This is a genomic window from Pseudactinotalea sp. HY160 (assembly GCF_009372055.1).
GTDB lineage: Bacteria > Actinomycetota > Actinomycetes > Actinomycetales > Beutenbergiaceae > HY158.
This window is the reverse complement of sequence record NZ_WHMT01000008.1, coordinates 84,200-104,744: the sequence shown is the minus strand read 5'-3', so window position 1 is coordinate 104,744 and position 20,545 is coordinate 84,200. Positions and strand designations below refer to the sequence as shown.

Annotated in this window: 21 protein-coding genes and 2 tRNA genes; 11 read left to right on the top strand and 12 right to left on the bottom strand. The window is 73.3% G+C overall.

Annotated elements, in window-relative coordinates:
- Positions 1–2 precede the first annotated feature (2 nt).
- Genes GCG21_RS09600 through GCG21_RS09590 form a run of 3 tightly spaced genes read right to left on the bottom strand, consistent with a single transcriptional unit; the run spans position 3 to position 1,817 of the window.
- Positions 3–719 carry a methylated-DNA--[protein]-cysteine S-methyltransferase gene (locus tag GCG21_RS09600; protein WP_152909460.1) on the bottom strand — a complete coding sequence of 239 codons (717 nt, stop codon included), beginning with the start codon at positions 717–719 and terminating at the stop codon, positions 3–5.
- Positions 716–1,291 (bottom strand): RNA polymerase sigma factor, encoded by a 576-nt coding sequence (locus GCG21_RS09595; protein WP_370517427.1) that lies wholly within the window; start codon positions 1,289–1,291, stop codon positions 716–718. The genes GCG21_RS09600 and GCG21_RS09595 overlap by 4 nt, the downstream gene beginning before the upstream one ends.
- A gap of 1 nt (position 1,292) precedes the next feature.
- A complete protein-coding gene (locus tag GCG21_RS09590; protein ID WP_370517426.1) occupies positions 1,293–1,817 on the bottom strand; it encodes a methylated-DNA--[protein]-cysteine S-methyltransferase in 525 nt (174 codons plus the stop codon).
- 167 nt (positions 1,818–1,984) lie between these two features.
- Between GCG21_RS09590 and GCG21_RS09585 the strand changes: the two genes are divergently transcribed.
- Positions 1,985–2,662: a hypothetical protein gene (locus GCG21_RS09585; protein ID WP_152909459.1), complete on the top strand. Its 678-nt coding sequence runs from the start codon at positions 1,985–1,987 to the stop codon at positions 2,660–2,662.
- A gap of 34 nt (positions 2,663–2,696) precedes the next feature.
- Entirely contained in the window at positions 2,697–3,413 is a 717-nt protein-coding gene (locus GCG21_RS09580; RefSeq protein ID WP_370517425.1) for a M50 family metallopeptidase, read from the top strand.
- On the opposite strand, the gene GCG21_RS09575 is transcribed toward GCG21_RS09580, so the two are convergent.
- Both GCG21_RS09575 and GCG21_RS09570 read right to left on the bottom strand, forming a co-directional pair.
- Positions 3,408–4,310, bottom strand: coding sequence for a serine hydrolase (locus GCG21_RS09575; RefSeq protein WP_152909458.1), 903 nt, complete (start codon positions 4,308–4,310; stop codon positions 3,408–3,410). The two genes, GCG21_RS09580 and GCG21_RS09575, sit on opposite strands and share 6 nt — an antisense overlap.
- Positions 4,307–5,122 (bottom strand): LysR family transcriptional regulator, encoded by an 816-nt coding sequence (locus GCG21_RS09570; protein WP_152909457.1) that lies wholly within the window; start codon positions 5,120–5,122, stop codon positions 4,307–4,309. The genes GCG21_RS09575 and GCG21_RS09570 overlap by 4 nt, the downstream gene beginning before the upstream one ends.
- An 81-nt stretch (positions 5,123–5,203) precedes the next feature.
- On the opposite strand from GCG21_RS09570, the gene GCG21_RS09565 reads away from it, so the two are divergent.
- The 4 genes from GCG21_RS09565 to GCG21_RS09550 all read left to right on the top strand — a co-directional run bounded on the left by GCG21_RS09565 (position 5,204) and on the right by GCG21_RS09550 (position 9,693).
- Positions 5,204–7,129: a penicillin-binding transpeptidase domain-containing protein gene (locus tag GCG21_RS09565; RefSeq protein ID WP_152909456.1), complete on the top strand. Its 1,926-nt coding sequence runs from the start codon at positions 5,204–5,206 to the stop codon at positions 7,127–7,129.
- A 40-nt stretch (positions 7,130–7,169) separates the two neighbouring features.
- Entirely contained in the window at positions 7,170–8,402 is a 1,233-nt protein-coding gene (locus GCG21_RS09560) for an MFS transporter (protein WP_370517424.1), read from the top strand.
- Between the two features lie 77 nt (positions 8,403–8,479).
- A complete protein-coding gene (locus GCG21_RS09555; RefSeq protein ID WP_152909455.1) occupies positions 8,480–9,109 on the top strand; it encodes a ClpP family protease in 630 nt (209 codons plus the stop codon).
- Positions 9,106–9,693 (top strand): ClpP family protease, encoded by a 588-nt coding sequence (locus GCG21_RS09550; protein WP_152909454.1) that lies wholly within the window; start codon positions 9,106–9,108, stop codon positions 9,691–9,693. The genes GCG21_RS09555 and GCG21_RS09550 overlap by 4 nt, the downstream gene beginning before the upstream one ends.
- Before the next feature lie 6 nt (positions 9,694–9,699).
- Here the strand turns inward: GCG21_RS09550 and GCG21_RS09545 are convergent, their stop codons facing one another.
- From GCG21_RS09545 to GCG21_RS09530, 4 genes are all read right to left on the bottom strand, one after another.
- Complete coding sequence (locus GCG21_RS09545; protein WP_152909453.1) at positions 9,700–10,053, bottom strand: helix-turn-helix domain-containing protein; 354 nt, start codon at positions 10,051–10,053, stop codon at positions 9,700–9,702.
- 62 nt (positions 10,054–10,115) lie between these two features.
- On the bottom strand, positions 10,116–12,236 hold the full coding sequence (locus GCG21_RS09540) for a heavy metal translocating P-type ATPase (protein ID WP_152909522.1): 2,121 nt from the start codon (positions 12,234–12,236) through the stop codon (positions 10,116–10,118).
- Between the two features lie 194 nt (positions 12,237–12,430).
- Entirely contained in the window at positions 12,431–14,398 is a 1,968-nt protein-coding gene (gene phoA, locus GCG21_RS09535) for an alkaline phosphatase (RefSeq protein WP_194165030.1), read from the bottom strand.
- A 139-nt stretch (positions 14,399–14,537) separates the two neighbouring features.
- Positions 14,538–15,077, bottom strand: coding sequence for an O-acetyl-ADP-ribose deacetylase (locus GCG21_RS09530; RefSeq protein WP_152909452.1), 540 nt, complete (start codon positions 15,075–15,077; stop codon positions 14,538–14,540).
- Positions 15,078–15,168: 91 nt separating this feature from the next.
- Here GCG21_RS09530 and GCG21_RS09525 point away from each other — a divergent pair, with 91 nt between their 5' ends.
- Complete coding sequence (locus tag GCG21_RS09525) at positions 15,169–16,299, top strand: alanine--glyoxylate aminotransferase family protein (RefSeq protein WP_370517423.1); 1,131 nt, start codon at positions 15,169–15,171, stop codon at positions 16,297–16,299.
- Positions 16,300–16,308: 9 nt separating this feature from the next.
- Here GCG21_RS09525 and GCG21_RS09520 read toward each other — a convergent pair whose 3' ends face one another.
- The 3 genes from GCG21_RS09520 to GCG21_RS09510 form a co-directional block, all read right to left on the bottom strand.
- Positions 16,309–17,187: a DMT family transporter gene (locus tag GCG21_RS09520; protein WP_152909451.1), complete on the bottom strand. Its 879-nt coding sequence runs from the start codon at positions 17,185–17,187 to the stop codon at positions 16,309–16,311.
- A 36-nt stretch (positions 17,188–17,223) separates the two neighbouring features.
- The gene (locus GCG21_RS09515) at positions 17,224–17,838 is read right to left on the bottom strand and encodes a phosphoribosylanthranilate isomerase (protein WP_370517422.1); all 615 of its coding nucleotides are present in this window, start codon (positions 17,836–17,838) and stop codon (positions 17,224–17,226) included.
- Between the two features lie 56 nt (positions 17,839–17,894).
- Positions 17,895–17,969: transfer RNA gene (locus tag GCG21_RS09510), tRNA-Lys, on the bottom strand.
- Between the two features lie 145 nt (positions 17,970–18,114).
- Between GCG21_RS09510 and GCG21_RS09505 the strand changes: the two genes are divergently transcribed.
- From GCG21_RS09505 to GCG21_RS09490, 4 genes are all read left to right on the top strand, one after another.
- A complete protein-coding gene (locus tag GCG21_RS09505; RefSeq protein ID WP_152909450.1) occupies positions 18,115–18,816 on the top strand; it encodes a GTP pyrophosphokinase family protein in 702 nt (233 codons plus the stop codon).
- 109 nt (positions 18,817–18,925) lie between these two features.
- The gene (locus GCG21_RS09500) at positions 18,926–19,849 is read left to right on the top strand and encodes a RimK family alpha-L-glutamate ligase (RefSeq protein ID WP_152909449.1); all 924 of its coding nucleotides are present in this window, start codon (positions 18,926–18,928) and stop codon (positions 19,847–19,849) included.
- Between the two features lie 33 nt (positions 19,850–19,882).
- Positions 19,883–20,365 carry a thioredoxin-dependent thiol peroxidase gene (bcp, locus tag GCG21_RS09495; RefSeq protein ID WP_370517421.1) on the top strand — a complete coding sequence of 161 codons (483 nt, stop codon included), beginning with the start codon at positions 19,883–19,885 and terminating at the stop codon, positions 20,363–20,365.
- A 49-nt stretch (positions 20,366–20,414) separates the two neighbouring features.
- Positions 20,415–20,497 (top strand) — tRNA-Leu (locus GCG21_RS09490).
- Positions 20,498–20,545: the final 48 nt, after the last annotated feature.

The window sequence follows — 20,545 nt, the reverse complement described above, 5'->3', positions numbered from 1 at the left end:
GCTCACGCGGCCCGTTCGAGCGCGAGCAGCGCGGCCTTCGCCTCGAGCCCGCCGACGTAGCCGCCGAGGGTGCCGTCCGAGCGCAGCACGCGGTGGCACGGCACCACGACCGGGAGCGGATTGGTGGCGCAGGCGGTGCCCACGGCGCGCACGGCCCCCGGACTGCCCACGGACGCGGCGACCTCACGGTAGGAGCGGGTGTGGCCGTAGGCGATCTGCGGCAGCGACCGCTGCACCCGCTCCCTGAACCCGGCGGAGAGCGCGTGGTCGAGGGTCAGGTCGAAGGCCCGGCGGTCCCCGGCGAAGTACTCCGCCAGTTCCCGGGCGGCGGCCGCGAGCCCGGTCGGGGTCTCGAGGATCCGCGCGCCGATCCGGCCCGCGAGCGCGGACAGCACCGCCTCGAACCCCTCCCGCTCGAACGCGACCCGCACGAGCCCGCGGGCCGTCGCCGCGAGCAGCAGCGGCCCGATCGGGCTGTCGATCACCCGATAACGGACGTCGAGGATCGCCTCGGCCTGCGCGCTCGCCTCGAGCCGGGCATGCAGTCTCGCCAGGTCCGCGTGCGTCACCGGGAACAGCTCGCCGTCCGTCGGGTCGGGGGCGGCTCTGTCAGCCCGGCCGGGGCCGTCGAGGGCGGGGCCGCCGGGGCCGTCGGGGTCGTCGGGGCCGGCTCTGTCCGCCCGGCCGGGAGATCCGGGCAGATCGGGTCGCGCGTTCATCGGGATCCTCCCTCGTCGTGATAGATCGTGCGCAGCCGTCGAATGCCGTCCGCGGCGGCGCGGCGAACCGATTCGGGCGTGCCGCCGATGAGCTGCGCGGTCTCGGTGTGGGCGAGCCCGCCGAGGTAGTGGTAGCCGAGCGCGAGGCGCTGCCGCTCGGGCAGGGCCGCGACCCGGCCCCAGAGGGTGGCCGAGTCGATCGCCGCATCGCCTCCCGGGTCCCCGCCGCTCGATCCACCCGACCCCGATCCACCGGCCCCCGATCCACCGGGCCCGCTCGATCCACCGGTCCCCGCGCGTGCGGGCGGTTCCGGGAGCGTCTCGGTGGGGATGGCCCGCCGGTCGCGGGCGCGGATGACGTCGATCGCCTTGCGTCGGGCGATGCGCACGAGCCACGCCTCGACGTTGGCGCCCTCCTCCAGGTCCGGCCAGGCACGCAGCGCCGCGAGGAACGTCTCGGACCACGCGTCCTCGGCGTCGGCCCCCGGCCCGAGCACGGCCCGGCACACCCGCAGCACGGTGACCCCGTGGCCGGTGACGGCGTGCTCGAACGGTTGCTGCGTCGTCCTCACCCTAGAACAGTCGGGAGGCGGCCGCGGCGGCCGGCTCCTCGAGCTCGAGCAGGCGCCGCTTGCGTTCGAGGCCGCCGGCGTAGCCGGTGAGCGAGCCGTCGGCGCCGACCACGCGATGACACGGGATGAGGATGCTCACCGGATTCCTGCCCACGCACCCGCCCACGCGCTGGGCGAGGTGGCGGTTGCCGAGGCGCCGGGCGAGGTCGCCGTAGGTGGTCGTGTGCCCGTACGGGATCTCGGCGAGCAGGCCCCAGACGCGCTCGGAGAAGGCATCGCCGCGGGTCGACACCGGAACATCGAAGCGGCTCCGCTCGCCGGCGAGGTAGGAGCGCAGCTGGGACGCGGCGAGCCGGAGCACGGGCAGGGCGCGCTCGGCCACGAGCTCGCCGAACGCCGGTTCGGCGGGCAGGTGCGGGTGCCCGGGGAAGTACAGGCCCGTGATCGCCTCGCCGTCCGTGACGAGGGTCAACTCCCCCAGGTCGGTCTCGATCCGGGCATGGTTCGTCATGGTCGTGGTGGTCACCGCGCCTCACCGCCTCTCACCGGGTAGACGCCCGGGAGCGCGCGAACGTGAGGCGGCGGGATGCGCCGATCGCGGATCCGCGCCGGGGAACCTCGCCCGGCCCCCTGGCCCTTCTGCGTGAACCGGCGGAGAATGAGACACGGTTCCCTTTCTCGGAGGTGTCGATCATGACGACTACACCAATGATGATGCCCATGCTGGCGCGTGGGAAGCACCGCAAACCCCGACGCGGGGCGTGCTTCATGGAATTGGCCTCGTATCTGGCGGGCCAGCCGTGGAGTGACCATCCCGCCTGCACGGACCCGGCGCTGGCGCAGCTGGCGCGGCTGGTCAACGATCTCACCACGGATGCGGGGCGCCCGCAGCTCGCGCCGATGATCCCGTCGGTGATCGGCATCGTCGATCTCGGCGACGAGTACATCGAGGAGGTCGCGGTCATCGCCGCCCTCCGGGCGCTGCCGATCGCGGCGCTCGAGCACCAGCACGGCCTCGGCGTGGGCCTGCTGCGGATCCTCGGCGACTCCGGCCCCTACCCCGTGGCCGTGCGGGAGCCGTGGCGCAGTCGTGCCGAGGCGGAGCTGGCCGACCACACCGCCCTGCGCTCCTGGTCGGTCGCGTTCATGCGCCGGATGAAGATCGCCCTGCCGCCGCTGTCGGTGGCCATCCCGCTCACGGTGATCGCCGCCCGGGCGATCTCCGAGGCGTGCGTGGGCGATCCCGACGCGGAGCTGCGCGCCGTGCTCGGCGAGGCGATCGACTGGGCGCGCGCATGCGCCGGGTCCGACGCGCCCGAGGCGTCTCCGCTCGAGCCGCACCAGTGGGCGGGCATGGTCCGCTCCGCCTGATCCGGCCACCGCGCTGCTCACGTAGGCTGCGCCGGTGGAGAGTCTGAGCGAGATCTGGGTCCGGGTGCTGCCGGTCGACGCCCCCGAGGTCGAGGCCCGCTCGCTGCTGCTCGCCGCCGCGGTGGCGCTGGCGATCGTCGTGATCGGGCCGCTGTGGCGGCTCGCGCGGCTCGGGGTGACGCTCGTGCACGAACTCGGGCACGCCCTCGTCGGGCTCGCGTGCGGGCGCTCGTTCACGGGCCTCGTGCTACGCGCCGACGCCTCCGGCCATGCCGTCACCCGCGGCCCCGAGCGCGGTGCCGGGCGGGCGCTGACGACCTGGGCGGGCTATCCGGCGCCGGCGATCGCCGGGGCCGCGGCGATCGCGGCGGCCACGTGGGGATGGGCCGCCCCGGTGCTCACGCTCGCGCTCGTCGCGGCGGCCGCCGCGCTCGTGCGCGCACGATCCTGGCTCACCGGGGCGGTCACGCTCGCCGTGACGGCCGGGCTCGGCCTGCTGTGGTGGCGTGGGGACGACGCCTGGCAGGCCTGGGTGCTCATCGTCGCCGGGGGCGTGGGGATCGTGGGCGCGTGGCGGCACCTCGGTGCCGTGGCCGGCTCCCGGTCCCCCACGAGCGATCCGGCCGTGCTCGCGTGGCTGACGAGGGTGCCCGCGGCGGTCTGGAACGTGAGCTTCGCGCTCGCCTGCGGGGCGGCGACCTGGTTCGCCGGGAGCAGGCTGTGGGCCCTGTGGCCGGGGTCGTTGCTATGAGGCCGACGCCTCCGGTGCGTCGTCCCGGCTCATGCGCAGCGGGCCCGCCGCGGCGCGGGCGATCGCTCCGATCGCCGCATCGACGCGCGGCAGGTGCCGCTCGGCCCGGGCCGAGCGGGTGAGCACGGCCACGGCGATCGGGAACTCGCCCGGGAAGGTGACGACGGCGGCCTCGTGCCGCAACCGAGCCAGCGTTCCGGTCTTCCCCTGCACGAGCACGTCGTCGTGCGGGAACGCCGAGGCGATCCGGTGCCGCCAGGCCTGATGGGCCATCGCGCCGCGGACCGCCTCGTGCGCCCGGCCGGTCCGGCCCCACAGCAGCGCGAGCACCCGGCACAGCTCGCGGGCGGTGGAGGAGCTGGCCAGCGCCGGTTCGAACTGGCTCGTGAGGCGTTCCTCGTCGACCGTGGCCAGGGCCCGCTCGGCCGCCGCCGGATCGGGTGCCCCGGTCTCGGCCTGGACGATCCGCAGGGTCTCGGCCGACCCGTGTCGAATGTGGGTCTGTTCGAGCCCGTCGGCGGCGAGGGCCGCATTGGCCGCCCGGAGGCCGACGATCCGGAGGATCTCGTCCGCGCAGGTGTTGTCCGAGACCGCGAGCATGAGCCGGACCGCGTCCCGCTGACTGAGCGCGACGTCGTCCCACAGCATGGCGACCCCCGTCGGGCCGGCGGCGCGCTGCTCCGCCCGCAGGAGCAGCCGCGAGTGGGGGTCGAGCGCGCCGGCCTCCACGAGATCCGCCCAGACGAGCGCGAGGGGGAGCTTGTACAGCGAGGCGACGGCGACGGGGACGTCCGCGCCGGCGGAGGTCGATGCGGGGGGCCCGCCGAGCCGGGTCGCGTGCACCCAGGCCGTGATGCCGGCCTCGCTCGCCAGCCGGGTGAGCCTGCCCTCACTCATGTCAGCGCGGTCTCGAGCAACTCGGCGGCTCGCAGGTGCGGCAGGTCGCGGCGGCGATCGGAGGCGACCGGCAGGATCACCCGCAGCCGCAGCGGGAAGTTCGCACCCGTCGCGTCCGGCGCGCCGCCCAGCCCGAGCGCGCGGCCGGCGGCGACGAGCGCGCGGCGGGCCATGAGGTCGGCCTCCTCGATCACCTCACCCGAATGGCGGTGGCGCCGCAGGGCGTCGACGAGCTGGTCGTGGGCGGCCGGCTGCCAGCGGCGCGGCGGCACCACGACGGGCAGATCGGTGCCGGGCGGGGCCACCCGCCCGCCGGCCGAGCAGATCGTCCGCGGGATCGTCAGCACGCCGCGGGCGTCGGTGCCGTCGACGATCCCCGGGTGGCGCACCACGGCCAGGTCGAGGCCGCCGTCCCGCACCGCATCGACGAGCCTCACGCTGCCGGCGATCAGCGGCGAGACCGCCACCCCGAGGCCGCCGAGCGCCTCGACCGCCCGGCACGCCCGGTCCTCCACATCGGCGGCGATGCCGACGCGCAGATCCGGTTCGCTCGACCATTCCGTGGCCTCCTCGAGGAAGCCCTCCGCGGCCTCGAGCACGTCGCGCATGCGCGGCAGGAGCGCATCGCCGGCGGGCGTCGGACGCACCGCGCGGGCATCGCGCTCGAAGAGCCGGACACCCAGGCGGCGCTCCAGTCGCTGCAGGCCTTGCGACAGCGGCGGCTGACTCATGTCGAGGCGCGCCGCCGCACGGCCGAAGTGGCGTTCCTCCGCGATCGTGATCGCGAACCGCAGGTGGCGCAGCAGATCCATCCTCGGATGATACTCAAATGCTATTAATACATTCATTTGATACTCTTTGACACTTCTTCGGCGCCTCCGGATACTTGGGCGATGCCCCGTCGCCGCTCCCTGCCCCCGCTGCTCGCCTGCGTCCTCGTCTCGCTCTCGGCGTGCTCGATCGAATCGACTCGCGCCGACGAGACGGCCGCGGCACTGACCGCCGCCCTCTCCGAGCACAGCCTCGAGGGTGTGCCGCTCGCCGACCCCGCCGCCGCGGCCGCCTTCACCGATCAGGTCGAGCCGCTCGCCGGCTACGACGTGCGGGTCGACGCGGGCACGATCCGCTACGAGGACGACGAGGCCACGGTGCCGCTCCACTGGACCTGGTCGATCGAGGATCGTGACTGGGAGTACGAGACGTCCGCCCGGCTCGCGCTCACCGACGGGCAGTGGCGCGTGCGGTGGGAGCCGAGTGCGCTGCTGGCCGAGCTCGGTGAGGGCGACCGGTTCGACGTCGTGCGCACGTTTCCCGATCGGGCCGAGATCCTCGGGGCGCGCAACACCGTGCTCGTGACCGACCGGGCCGTCGGACGCTACGGGCTCGACAAGACCCTGATCGAGCCGGGCGAGGTCGCGGCCGCGGCCGAGCGGATCGCGGCGGCGACCGGCGTCGACGCCGAGCGGTTCGTGGCCGCGGCCGAGGCCGCCGGCCCGAAGGCCTTCGTCGAGGCGATCGTCGTGCGCCCCGAGGACGCCGAGGGCCTCATCGACGCCGACTTCCCCGACATCCCGGGCGCGCGCAAGGTCGACGACTCGCTACCCCTGGCCCCGACCCGCGACTTCGCCCGCGAGCTGCTGGGCACCGTGGGGCCGGCGACCGCGGAGATCATCGACTCATCCGGCGGCGCCGTCCGGGCCGGAGACCTCGTCGGCCGCTCGGGCCTGCAGGCGCGCTACGACGAGGAGCTCCGCGGCCGGCCCGACGTCGAGATCGTCGTGCTGCGCGCCGGCGGCTGCGAGGACGGGGCGGAGTGCGACGACGTCGAACGCACGTCCGTGGCGCACTGGGACACGAAGCCGGCCCCGCCGCTGCGCCTCACCCTGGACCCGACCCTGCAGACGACCGCGGAGACTCTCCTCAGGGACGCCGCGGACGCCACCGGCGACGCGGACGAGGAGCCCGCGAGTTCGATCGTGGCGATCCGCCCCTCGACCGGTGCGGTGCTCGCCGCGGCGAGCGGCCCGGGAAGCGCGGGCCTGAACACCGCCACCGAGGGCCGGTACCCGCCGGGGTCGACGTTCAAGGTGGTGAGTGCGCTGGCGCTGCTGCGGGCCGGCGTCGCCGCGGACGACGTGCTGCCGTGCCCGGCGACGATCGACGTGGACGGCCGGAGCTTCAAGAACTACGACGGCTACCCCGACTCGGCGCTCGGCGAGATCTCGTTCCGGAACGGATTCGCCCATTCCTGCAACACCAACCTGATCGGCGCGCGCGATCGCCTCGAACCCGACGACCTGACCAGTGCCGCCCGGGCGCTCGGCCTCGGCGGCGACTCCGAGGGCCTCGGCTTCCCGGCCTTCCTCGGGGAGGTGCCGGCCACCGACGGGCAGACCGACGCGGCCGCAGCGATCATCGGGCAGGGCCGGGTGCTCGCGAGCCCGCTCGCGATGGCGACCGTGGCCGCATCGGTCCAGGCGGGCACCGCCGTCGTGCCGCACCTGATCGAGGACGTCACCGTCGCCGCCGACGTGGGTGAGCCCCTGACCGCCGAGGAGGCCACCGTGCTGCGGGAGCTCATGCGCGGCGTCGTGACCGACGGCACCGCGTCCTTCCTGGCCGGCGTTCCGGGCGAGGAGGTCCGCGCCAAGACCGGCACCGCCGAGCACGGGGCCGCCGACGAGTCCACGGACCCGCACGCCTGGATGATCGCTGCCCAGGGCGACCTCGCGGTCGCGGTGTTCGTCGACGCCGGCATCGCCGGGGCGCAGACCGCCGGCCCGATCCTCCAGGCGTTCCTCGAGGCCGCCGGCGAATGAGCCGGAGGCGATGCGGCGGTCCAGGTCCTAGATTGGAACGGTGGGTGACGATCACGACGAGGGCGAGCGGGCGCCGTCCCTGAGCATGAACCGCGGCGGGGTCGCGCTCATGTCGACCTCGCACCTGGTCAACGACTTCTATCAGGGCGTCGTGCCGGCGCTGCTGCCGTTCCTCGCGGCGGAGCGTCACTACAGCTACGCGGCGATCGCGGGGCTCACCCTCGCCGCGACGCTCATCTCCTCGGTCGCGCAGCCGGTCTTCGGGGTGCTCGGGGACCGCCGGCCGCGGCGGTGGCTCATCGGGGCCGGGATGCTCACCGCGGGCGTCGGCCTGGCGCTCGTGGGCCTGGCCCGCTCGTATCCGCTCACGTGGATCCTCATCGCGATCTCCGGCTTCGGGATCGCGGCGTTCCATCCCGAGGCCGCGCGGGCGGCACGGCTGGCGGGCGGCCCCAGCAACCGGGCGATGAGCATCTTCGCGCTCGGGGGCAACGGCGGGTACGCGCTCGGCTCCCTCGTGGCCACGCCCGTGTTCCTGCTGCTCGGCGTGCGCGGGACCCCGCTGTTGCTCATCCCGGCGGCGGTCATGGCGACGATCCTCGCGCTGCGGCTGCGACGCGTGCTCGACGGCCGGTCCGGCCGGCGCCGCACCGCCGCGATGCCGACGGGCCGCGACGACTGGCCCGAGTTCGTCAAGCTCATCGTGGTGGTGGTGATCCGCTCGATCCTCTTCCTGGGGATCACCTCGTTCATCGGGCTCTATTTCATCCGCGAGCTGCACACGAGCGAGTCGGTCGGCGGGGCGGCGCTCACGGTCTTCCTCGTGACCGGCGCCGCGGGCACCCTGCTCGGCGGCTGGGTCGCGGACCGGTCGAATCGGCTCATGAGCATCCGGGCGGGGTTCGTGCTCACCGTGCCCGCGCTGGCCGGGCTCGTGTTCACCCGATCCTGGCCGGTGACGCTCGCCTTCGTGGCGCTCACCGGGATCGCGCTGTACCTGCCGTTCGCCGTATTCATCATGCTCGGCCAGGACTACCTGCCGAACCGGATCGGCACCGCGAGCGGGGTCACGGTCGGGCTGGGCGTGAGCGTCGGCGGGCTGTTCAGCCCGCTGCTCGGCACCTTCGCCGATCACACGAGCCTGCGGGTCATGTTCACCGCTCTCATCGTGCTGCCCGTGCTCGGGCTGGCCCTCACCTGGTTCATGCGCGACCCGAGCGGGCCCGGGACTCGCACGCGCCCCCGATCCGGCCGGCCGGTTCCGCGAGCCTGAGCCGCGCCGCTCACGGCGGAGCCGCCCGCAGCAGAACCGGTGGCGCCCGGGCCGGCCGGCGCAGCAGGCTGACGGGCATGGACGACGACACGAGGACCCCCCGCTTCGACGAGCGAACCCGCCGCGCTCTCTACGACCGGCGCGTGCTCGTGCTCGACGGCCCACTCGACGACGACAACGGCACCCTGCTCGCCACCCAATTCATGACCCTCGCACTCGACCGGCCCGCCGACGACATCTCCCTGTGGATCCACTCCCCCGGCGGGTCGGTGCCGGCGATGTTGGCCATCCGGGACGTCATGCGGCTCGTCCCCAGCGACGTCTCGACCCTCGCGCTGGGCATCGCCTACAGCGCGGGCCAGTTCCTCCTGTCCGCGGGCACGCCGGGCAAGCGCCGGGCGCTGCCGCACGCTCGGATCCTCATGCACCAGGGCTCGGCGGGCATCGGCGGCACGGCGGTCGACATCGAGCTGCAGGCCGACGACCTCCGCCACACCCGGGACACGGTACTCGGGATCATCGCCCACGACACGGGCCGGCCGATCGAGCGGGTGTTCGAGGACTCGCTGCACGATCACTGGTACACGGCCCGGCAGGCCCTCGAGTACGGCTTCATCGACGCGATCGTCCAGGACTTCGACGAAGTCGGCCCCGCACGGCGAGACTCCGCCGGATTCGGCCCCACGCGAGGCGGGAGCGGGCGATGAGCGGCTACACGATTCCGCACGTCGTTCAGCACCACCCTCGCGGCGAGCGGGTCCTGGATGTGTATTCACACCTGCTGACCGAGCGGATCATCTACCTGGGAACGGCGATCGACGCGGGTGTCGCCAACGCGCTCATCTCGCAGTTGCTCTACCTCGAGTCCGATCAGCCCGACCGGCAGATCCAGCTCTACATCAACTGCGAGGGCGGCGATCCGAGCGCGATGCTCGCCGTCTACGACACCATGCGCTATATCCGCTCCGAGGTGGCGACCAGTTGCGTCGGACAGGCGGTCGGGGTCGGTGCCGTGCTCCTGGCGGCCGGCGCCGCCGGGGCGCGCGCTGCGCTCCCGCACGCCCGGATCGTGCTGCATCAACCGGCCGCCCAGGGCAGGGGCAGCATCCCGGACCTCATCCTTCAGGCCGACGAAGTGGTCCGGATCCGCACGGACATCGAGGGCGTGCTCGCCCAGCGCACGGGACGCAGTGTCGAGACGCTGCGCGCCGACACCGACCACGACCGCGTCTTCACGGCGACCGCCGCCCGCGACTACGGGCTGCTCGATCACGTGATCGAGCAGCGGTGAGGCGCCTCAGGCCGCGAGGCTGAGCGCGGCCCGGCCGGAGGCCCCGCGCGGAGCGCCCGCGGCGGGCGCATGCAGCTCCCGCGCGACGGCGGACGTCAGGTCGATGAGCGAGACCCCGAGCGCGCCCGCAACGGCCGCGATCATCTCGCTGGAGGGGTCCTTGACCCCGCGTTCCATCTCGGACAGGTACTGCGCGGAGACCCCGGCGCGCGTCGAGGTCTCGCCGAGGGTCTCCCCGCGTCCGTGGCGGAGCCTGCGCAGTTCCCGCCCGAGCACGGTCCGCCAGAGCGGCTCACGTTCACCGTCCTCGCCGAGGGGGAGGCGGGGAACCGGGCGGAGGGGCGGTGCGATGTCGGCCATGATCCATGCTAAGACGATCCCGCGGTCGCGCCCTGCGAGTTCTGCCGACAGCAGCGCCGGGCTCAGGCCGCGGGCAGGAACTCCTTGACGCTCGCCTGCGGGTGCAGGTCGAGGCGGCGCAGCAGCTGGGCATTGAGCGCGACGACGACCGTCGAGGCGGACATAAGGAGCGCGCCCACGCTCATCGGCATCGTGAACCCGACCGGGGCGAGCGCGCCGGCGGCGAGCGGCACGGCCACGAGGTTGTAGCCGGCCGCCCACCACAGGTTCTGCTTCATCTTGCGGTAGCTCGCGCGCGAGAGCTGGATCACCGAGAGCACCGAGCGTGGGTCGGAGGAGGCGAGGATGACCCCGGCCGAACCGATCGCCACGTCCGTGCCGGCACCGATCGCGATGCCCACGTCGGCGCGGGCGAGGGCCGGGGCGTCGTTCACACCGTCGCCGACCATCGCGACCCGGTGGCCCCGATCCTGCAGCTCGGCCACCGTGGTCGCCTTGCGCTCGGGCCGCACGCCCGCGAACACCCGGTCGATGCCGAGCTCGGTTGCGACTGCGTCCGCGACGGCCGGGGCGTCCCCCGTGATCATCACGACCTGGATCCCGGCGGCGTGGAGCGCGTCGACCGTCTCGCGTGACTCGGGCCGGATCGTATCGGCGAGGCGCAGCGCCCCGGCGATCTCGTGGTCGACGAGCACGTGCAGGACGATGGCCCCGGCCGCCCGCCAGGGCTCGAGGCCGGGCAGTTCGCTCAGGCCGTGACGTTCGAGCAGGTTCGGCCCGCCGACGGCGACCGCGTGGTCGCCGACCGTGGCCCGCACGCCGATCGCGGGTTCGGAGGCGAAGCCGCTCGCCGCGGGCGGCTCGAGTCCGCGGTCCGCGGCGGCCGCGACGATGGCCCGCGCGAGCGGGTGCTCGCTGTCGGCCTCGGCCGCGGCCGCGAGCGCGAGCACCTCGTCCGGGTCGTGGCCCGGGGCGGGCTCGACCCCGGTCACGGCGGGCTCGCCGGCGGTCAGGGTGCCGGTCTTGTCGAAGAGCACCGCGTCGACCCGGCGCATCCCCTCGAGGGCGAGCCGATCCTTGATGAGCACGCCGCCGCGGGCCGCGCGCTCGGTCGACAGCGCGACCACGAGCGGGATCGCCAGGCCGAGCGCATGCGGGCAGGCGATGACCAGCACGGTGATGACGCGCAGCACGGCCTGGTCCGGGGTGCCCACGAGCAGCCAGGCGACGAGCGCGACGAGGGCCGAGCCGAGCGCGAACCAGAACAGCAGGGCGGCGGCCCTGTCGGCGAGGCGCTGGGCGCGGGAGGAGGAGTTCTGCGCGTCGGCCACGAGCCGGCGGATCCCGGCGAGGGCCGTGTCCTCGCCGATGGCACTCACCTCGACCCGCAGCCCCGAGTCGGTGGCGATCGTGCCGGCCACGACCTGGTCGCCCGCGGTGCGGCGCACGGCCCGCGCCTCCCCGGTGATCATCGATTCGTCCAGGTGGGCCTCGCCGTCGATGATGCGGCCGTCCGCCGGGACGGCCGAGCCCGGGCGCACGAGCACGACGTCGCCCACCTCGAGGTCGGCCGGCGTCACCGTCTCGGTGCCGGCCGCGGTGACCCGCTCGGCGTCGTCGGGCAGGAGCGCGGCGAGGGAGTCGAGCGCCGAACCGGTACGGGCCAGGGATCGCATCTCGATCCAGTGGCCGAGGAGCATGATGACCACGAGGAGGGCCAGCTCCCACCACAGGCTCATGCCGGCGTCGATCCAGCCGAGGGTCGCGGCCCACGAGGCCACGAACGCGACCGTGATCGCCAGGCCGATGAGCAGCATCATCCCGGGCGTGCGGGCGCGGAGCTCGCCCACCGCGCCGGTGAGGAACGGCCGCCCGCCCCAGAGGTAGATCAGCGTGCCGCCCACGGGCGAGACCCACGCGATCCAGGCGGCCGTCGGCAGGTGATAGCCGAGCAGGTGGGCGAACGCGCCGTCGAGGGCGATGACCGGGATCGAGATCACGAGCATGACCCAGAACAGTCGGCGGAACCGGCCGGCGTGGTCGCCATGGTGCCCAGCGTGATCGGCATGATCGGCGTGATCGGCGTGATCGGAATGATCGGAATGATCGGAATGGTCGGCGTGACCGGCCTGCGGGCCGCGGTCGCCGCTCGCCTCGGTCCCGTGGGCGGAGTGATCGATCATGTGGGGCATGCCGCCACCCTAATACCCCCAGGGGGTATCAGGCCAGGGGTGGTGGCCGGTCTCTCGCGCCGGGCTCGTCGCGCCGGCTTCCGCGGCGCCGTCGCAGCGGTCGGCGGCGGTCCCGCACGACGCGCGTGGGATGGCCCGGACCGGCCATCCCACGCGTGCTCATTGGGGCAACGGGCCCCGTTCGATCAGGCGGCGCTGCGGCGGTGGCGCGAGCGCAGCATCAGCCCGGCGGCCACGAGGCCCGCGGCCATGAGCGCCGCGCCGGTCAGCTGCATCCCGGTCACCGGGAGCCGGTCTCCCCCGGCGGAGACCCCGCCCCCGCCGGTGTCTCCGACCTCCTCGGAGCCGGCGGTCCCCTGCGAGTCGTCGGAGCCGTCGGCCCCGTCCGCACCGTCGGTCCCGTCGGCACCGTCGGTCCCATCGGCACCGGCACCCGCGTCTCCGCCGGTACCGGCGTCACCCTCGTCGCCGTCCGTGCCGATCTCGACGGTGCCCGTCACGGTCACGTCGCTCTGGACCCCGACGAGTTCCACCTCCGCCACGCCGGTTGCGGCGGGGGCCGTGGCGGGGAGCGAGACCCGCCCGCCGATCACGTCGACCGTTCCCAGTTCCTCGCCGGCGAGGCCGACGCGCACCTGCCGGTCACCGGCGAACCCGGTTCCCGCGATCGTGAACTCGGCGGCCGGTGCCACCGGGGCCTCGGGCAGGTCGAGGGCCGCATCCGCGCTCAACGCGGGCAGGTCGGTGGCCAGGCCGAGGGTGTCGACCACGGTGAAGAAGGTGTCGGTCTGGTCGGTCAGGCCCACGACGTTCGCGGCACCGGGGCCGTAGCCGGCGATCGGAACCTGGGCACCGGTGTGCTGCTGCGATCCGGTGGTGGCGGTGCCGTAGGCGACGTTCATCGGGGAGCCGTCGGCCGTGAGCAGGGTGTTGCCGAGGGTGTGGTCGGGAACGGAGCCGACGATCTGGCTCGTGTGGGCGTGGTCCGCCGTCACGATCACGAGGGTCTCGCCGTCCTGCTGCGCGAACTCGAGCGCCGCCTGCACGGCCTCGTCGAGGTCGACGGTCTCGCCGATCTGGCCGCAGACGTCGGCGGCGTGGTTGCGCTTGTCGATCGAGGCGCCCTCGACCTGGAGGAAGAACCCCTCGGTCGAGTCCGGATCGTCGAGCAGGTCGATCGCCTTCTGGGTCATCGAGCCGAGGGAGAGTTCCTCCGGCAGCCGGTCCGGGTTCGCCTGGCACTCGATCGGCGCCTCCGGGTTGCCTCCCGGCACGGCGACCGACTCGGACATGCGGGTGGGCATGTTGCCGGGGGTGAACAGGCCCAGGAGCGGCTCGGCCTGGTCGGCGTGGGTCACCTCGCCGAGTTCGGCGGCGGTGGTCACCACCTGGTAGCCGCGCTCGCGCGCCTGCTCGAAGAGAGTCTGTCCCTCCCACTGGCCGGCGCGGGCGGTCTGGCTGAAGGAGGCGCTGCCTCCGCCGAGGACGACGTCGGCGCGCGCCCCGAGGATCTGCTCGCTGATCGATCCGGCGCCGCCCGCATCGAGCGCGTCGGCTCCGCAGCGATCCACGGAGTCGGGGCCGTAGCACTTGCGGTCGTCCACGTGGGCCAGTTGCACGGCCGGGGTCGCGTCCTGGATCTCGGCGGTCGACACGTTGCCGGTGCGCAGCCCGTTCGCCTTGGCGAGTTCGAGCACGGTGTCGTGCGCGACCGAGTCGAGGTCGACCGAGATGGCCCCGTTGTAGGACTTCGTGCCGGTGGCCCAGGCGGTGCCGGTGGCGGCCGAGTCGGGAACGTAGTTCGGCTTGCCCGCGTAGTCGCCGCCGCGGTGCAGACTGTAGGTGGAGTAGGACCCGGACAGCGGCAGGGCGTCGATCCCCGGGAGCTCACCGCCCGCGCCGTAGGCGTAGTTGCGGGCGATGGTGATCTCGCTGTCGCCCATGCCGTCGCCGATGAGCAGGATGACGTTCTTGGCGGACGCGTCCTCGAGCGCCTCGCGCACGAACGCGGTGTTGTCGCCGTCGTGTCGGGCGGCGCCGCCGTGATCGCTCACGGCGGCCGAGGCCGCTGCCGGGGCGAGGATCCCGAGCGCCGTCACGGCGCCGGCGGCCAGGACCGAGTGTCGGACTCGGCGGGAATGACGTGATGTCATCGAAGACTTCTCCAATTCGAGCGGTGTGGTTCGAACGGCTCTATTGGAGTGGGCGCAGGCGTCGGGAACGTGGCGTGAGGGCGAACCCCGGACGAACTGTCGATGACGCCTGCGCCGCCCCGCCCGGGGCCGGGGGCGCTCAGGCCAGGGCGGCGGCGAAGAGCGCCCGCATCGGTTCGTCGATGAGCACGAAGACCACCCGGTCGAGCCGGCCGAGCTGGTCCGAGGCGCGCACGGCGCGCGCCGCGACCTTCGCCACCCGGACCGGGTCCCAGCCGTACACGCCGGCGCTGATCGCCGGGAATGCGACCGATCGGGCCCCCACCCGCACCGCCTCGGTCAGCGAGTTCGAGAAGCAGGCGGCGAGCAGCCGGTCCTGGCGCTCACCCCGGTGCCAGTTCGGCCCGACCGTCTGGATCACCCAGGTCGCGGGCAGGCGCGCGCCGGGGATCGCGGCGGCCTCCCCGACCGGGAAGCCGCCCGGATAGCGGGCCCGCAGCTCCCGGCAGTGCTCGAGCAACTCGGGCCCGGCGGCGCGGTGGACGGCGCCGTCGACCCCGCCCCCGCCCAGGAGGGAGGAGTTGGCCGCGTTGACGATCGCATCGACCCGCGCGCGCGTGAGGTCGCCGCAGACCGCCTCGATCGCGGCGGCACCGCCCGGTGATCCCGTCCGCGTCATGATCTCCTCCTCGTCGCCGTCCTCTCGAGCCTGACACAGCGCCGCTCCCGTCGCGATAGGCCCCCGCCCGCCCGTATGGAAGGCTGACCCCGTGCCCCTCCCTCACGATGACATCGACCCCGGCGGCCTGCTCGAGTACTCCGTGGTGTTCACGGACCACTCGCTCAACCACATGTCGCGGCGCTTCACCGGCGTCATGGCCGAGCTGCTGGGCATCCTGCGCGATGCGTACGGGGCCGCCGAGGCAGCGATCGTGCCCGGCGGCGGCACGTATGCGATGGAGGCGGTGGCCCGCCAGCTCGCGACCGGGCGCCGCGTGCTCGTGCTGCGCAACGGCCTGTTCTCCTACCGCTGGTCGCAGATCCTCGAGGCCGGTTCGATCACGGACGACGTCACGGTCTGCCGGGCGCGTCCCGTCGCCGAGGGCAGGCAGGCGCCCTGGGCGCCGGCACCGATCGAGGACGTCGTCGCCACCGTTCGCGAGCAGCGTCCCGGCGTCGTGTTCGCGCCTCACGTCGAGACCGCCTCGGGCATCGTGCTGGGGGCGGAGTACCTGCGAGCGCTCGCGGCGGCCACCCACGAGGTGGGCGGGGTGTTCGTGCTCGACTGCGTCGCCTCCGGGGCGCTGTGGGTCGACATGGGCGACCTGGGCATCGACGTGCTGCTCACCGCCCCGCAGAAGGGGTGGAGCGGCTCCCCCGGCGCCGGCTACGTGCTCCTGGGCGAGGCGGGCGCTGCGGCGGTGCGGGAGTCGACGTCGACGAGCTTCGCCGCCGACCTCGGCCGGTGGCTGGCCATCGCCGAGGCATACCGGCGCGGGGAGGCGCCGTATCACGCGACGATGCCGACCGACACCCTCACCCACAACCTCGAGCTCGCGCGCCGCACCGTCGCGGCCGGACTGCCCGCGCTGCGGCGGGCACAGCTCGACCTCGGCGCCCGCGTGCGAGCGCTCCTCGCCGATCGCGGCCTCCCCTCGGTCGCCGCGCCGGATTTCGCGGCGGCCAGCGTCGTCGTGGCCCACACCGACGACCCGCGGATTCACAGCGGGGCGCGGCTGAAGGAGGCGGGCGTGCAGGTCGCCGCGGGCGTGCCGCTGCACTGCGGGGAGGGCACGGACTTCTCCACGGTGCGGCTCGGCCTGTTCGGCCTGGACAAGCTCACCGACGTCGACGGCGCCGCCGGTCGCCTCGAGGCGGCGTTCGACCGGCTCGGGCTCTGAGCCCGACCCTCACGCGGTGGCGATGACGCCGATGCCGGCGAGCACGACCGCGGCCCCGGCGATGCGCCGCACCGGATGCGGCTCCCTGAACAGCCACCAGGCGAGCAGGGAGCCGATGATGATCGAGGACTCCCTCAGCGGTGCGACGATCGAGACCGGCATCGTCTGCATCGCCACGAGCACGAGGATGTAGGCGAGCGGGGAGAGCACCCCGATGAGGACCACCTCCCGCCGGTTGCGGCGCAGCACCGGCCGGATCCGCTCGACCCGACGGAGGGCGCCGGGCGCGAGCAGGAGGGTCTGACCGAGCACCGTCGCCGCGAAGTAGGTGAGCGGCGACAGCCCCCAGGCCACCACGGAGTGGTTGTCCCAGAGGGTGTAGGAGGCGATGATCACCCCGGTCAGGGCGCCGTAGCCGAGACCCGTGCGGGTCGAGCCCGGCCCGCCGGCCCGCCGGGGGCCGGGCCGCCAGGCCGTGACGACGATGCCCGCGAGCACCACGCAGCCGCCGGCGACGGCGCGCCAGCCGGGCCGCTCCCCCACGACGAGTAGCGCGAACGCCATCGTGAGTACGGGTCCGACGCCGCGAGCGACCGGATAGACGAGGCCCAGCTCCGCCCGTGCGTATCCGCGCTGGAGCGTGAGGGAGTAGGCGATGTGCAGGACCGCGGCCACGAGCGGGCCGGCGAGCAGGTGCCAGCTCATCGGCCACCCGCCGGCGCCGAGCTCGACCAGGGCGAGTGGCACGCACAGCACCGCGGAGACCGCCAGGTAGCACCACACGAAGACGAGCGAGTCGGCGTCGTCGCCCTCGTGCCGCTTGGCGGCGATGTTCCAGACGGCGTGGAAGACGGCCGCCGCGATCACCAGTCCCAGGGCGCCGAGCATCACCGGCACCGTCTCCGCACGGCGCAGCGGCGCGTGTCAGGCACCGGCGCGGGCGGCCGTGACGAACTCGGTGATGAGGCGGGCGCTCTTGACGCCCCGGGAGGACTCGACCCCGCTGGAGACGTCGACCCCACTCGGTCGCAGCCGCGCCACGAGGCCCGCCACGTTCGCCGGGGTGAGCCCGCCGGCGAGGAGCCAGAAGCCCGCCGGGCGCGCCTCCTCGAGGAGGGCGGCGTCGAAGGTCTCCCCGGCGCCGGGCCGCACGGCATCGAGCAGGATCCGCCGGGTGGCCCAGCGGGCGATCCGCTCCGGGCTCAGCCGCAGGTAGTCCTCGGCGGAGAACGCCCGCAGCCCGGCGAACCCGGCCTCGATCACGCGAAGGTGAGCTGCGTCGTCCTCACGCCCGTGCAGCTGCACGGTGCTCACGCCCGCGGCGCGGGCGAGGGCGAGCACCTCCTCGATCGGCTGATCGCGGAAGACGCCGACGGTCTCGACCGACGGCCCCGCGGCGGCGACGAGCGGGGCCGCGATCTCCGGGGTGATCGTGCGCGGGCTCCCCGGGGCGAACACGAACCCGACGGCGTCGGCACCGGCGGCCACGGCGGCGGCGAGGGTGGCGGGGGTGCTCAGCCCACAGATCTTGACGTACACCGCTCACCTCGGATCGAGACGAGAAATCCCCAGCCGGTCGAGCCGGCCGAGGATCCTGGTACGCCCCCTGGGATTCGAACCCAGAACCCAGTGATTAAGAGTCACTTGCTCTACCGTTGAGCTAGAGGCGCTTGCGAGGATCAACAGTACCCGAGCCACACGGGTTCGTGCGACACGGCGACCCCCGGACGCGCACTCCCCTCCCCCAGGAAACGCCAAGGATCGCGCCATATCCTTGAACACGTCCCCGTCGTCCATGATCGAGATCACAGCCTCATGCCCTACGAATCAACCGGATCCGACCTCGTGCCGTTCGGCGACCTCCCCCTCGACACCGACGAGATGCAGCGCCGCCACCACGAGCTCACCGGCGTGCTGCTCGGCTACCAGTACGCGATCGACCAGATGGTCACGCGGCTCGGGGTGCTGCGGGAGGACTTCAACCACAGCCACGGGGACAACCCGATCGAGTCGATCTCCTCCCGGCTCAAGTCGCCCGCGTCGATCATCGCGAAGCTGCACCGCAAGAACTTCCCGATGACGATCGAGGGCATCCGCGAGAACATCCTCGACATCGCCGGGATCCGGGTCACGTGCTCGTTCATCGCCGACATCTACACGGTGCGCGACCTGCTGCTCGGCCTGCCGGACGTCACCCTGATCGAGGAGCGCGACTACATCGCCGTGCCCAAGCCGAACGGGTACAAGAGCCTGCATCTCATCGTGGCGGTGCCGGTCGTGCGGGCCGCGGGCACCGAGCTCGTGACCGTCGAGGTGCAGATCCGCACGATCGCGATGGACTTCTGGGCCAGCCTCGAGCACAAGATCTACTACAAGTACGACGGCGCCGTGCCCGAGCACCTCGTGGACAACCTGCGCCAGGCCGCGGTCGCCGCCAATCACCTGGACGAGCAGATGCAGGAGCTCCACCAGGAGGTGCAGGCGCTGCGGGATCACCCGCCGCGCGTGGTCGCCTGAGGATCCGCCCGTGCGGCGACTGTGGCGGGTTCCACGGGCCGAACCGCACCGGCCGCCGGAAAAAGGAGGTAACTTCGTCACTGTGACGACGACGCCTCGAATCGCCCTGGTGATCAGCTCGAGCCTGCCCCTTCTCGAGGACGAGAGCGGCCCGCTCGCGGCGGCACTGACCGAACGCGGCGGCCTCCCGGAGGTGCACGCCTGGAACGCCACCGGGGTGCCCTGGAGCGACTACGACCTCGTGGTGCTCACCTCCACCTGGGGTCACAACGACCACCGCGAGGAGTTCCTCCAGTGGTGCACGACCGTGCCCCGGCTCACCAACCCCGCGAACGTCATCCGCTGGAACAGCGACAAGCACTACCTGCAGCCGCTGAGCGAGCACGGCCTGCCCACGATCGAGACGACGTGGCTCGAACCCGACCGCAACTACAACAAGCGCGACCTGCACAACCGCTTCCCCGCCCAGGAGGAGTTCGTGATCAAGCCGGCCGTCGCGATCAGCGCGCACGGCAGCGGCCGGTACACGGCCACCGACGCGGACTCGCGCCGGTACGCGATCAACCACGCCCACCGGCTCCTCGGCGAGGGGCACTCGGTCATGGTCCAGCGCTACATCCCCGAGATCGACTCCCACGGGGAGATCTCGCTGACGTTCTTCCACGGCACGTACTCCCATGCCGTGCGCAAGGAGCCGATGCTCAGCCCCGGATCCGAGGTGGTGAACACGAGCTCCATGGCCGCCGAGGTGAGCGCCCACCGGGCCTCGAACGTCGAGATCGAGGCCGCACAGACCGCGCTCGCCTTCGCCCGCGCCCGCATCCCGGGCCGCAGCGTCACCTCCCGACCGCTGCTCTACGCGCAGGTCGATCTCGTGCGCCCGAGCGACGGCCCGCCGCTCATCATGGAGCTCGAACTCACCGCCTCGTTCGTGCACGAGTCGTGCAGCCCCGGCGCGCTCGCCCGGTTCGCCGATGCGATCATGGCCGAGGCGCGCATGGGGCCGGATTCGCAGAACATCGACCTCGCCTGAGCCGCACCACCCGCCACCGATCCGAGGAGCCGCGTGTCCCGTCTTGCCGTGGGCGATCCCGCCCCCGAATTCACCCTACCGAGCGCCGACGGCCGCGAGGTGAGCCTCGCCGAGTTGCGCTCCGGGGCCGAGGCCGGCGTCGTCGTCTACTTCTACCCGGCGGCGGGCACGCCCGGGTGCACGAAGCAGGCGTGCGACTTCCGCGACAGCCTCGCCTCGCTGCGCACCGCCGGCTACGGGGTGATCGGCGTCTCCCCCGACCCGGTGGCCAAGCTCGCGAAATTCGTCGAGTCCGAGTCCCTCACGTTCCCGGTCGTCTCCGACCCCGAGCACGCGGTGCTCGAGGCCTACGGCGCCTGGGGTGAGAAGAAGAACTACGGGCGCATCTACGTCGGCGTCATCCGCTCGACGATCGTCGTCGCCCCGGACGGCACCGTGGCGCTCGCGCAGTACAACGTGCGGGCGAGCGGACACGTGGCCAAGCTGCGCCGCGACCTGGGCATCGACCCGGTGTAGGCGCGCCGGCCGGACTCGGACCGGCGGCTAGACTGGCCGCTGGTTTCACGCGCGAGTGGCGTAATTGGCAGCCGCGCAGGATTTAGGTTCCTGTGTCCGTAGGACGTGTGGGTTCGAGTCCCACCTCGCGCACCTGATGAGCGATGGCGTAACGCCTGCCTGACTGAACGGCTGGGCGAC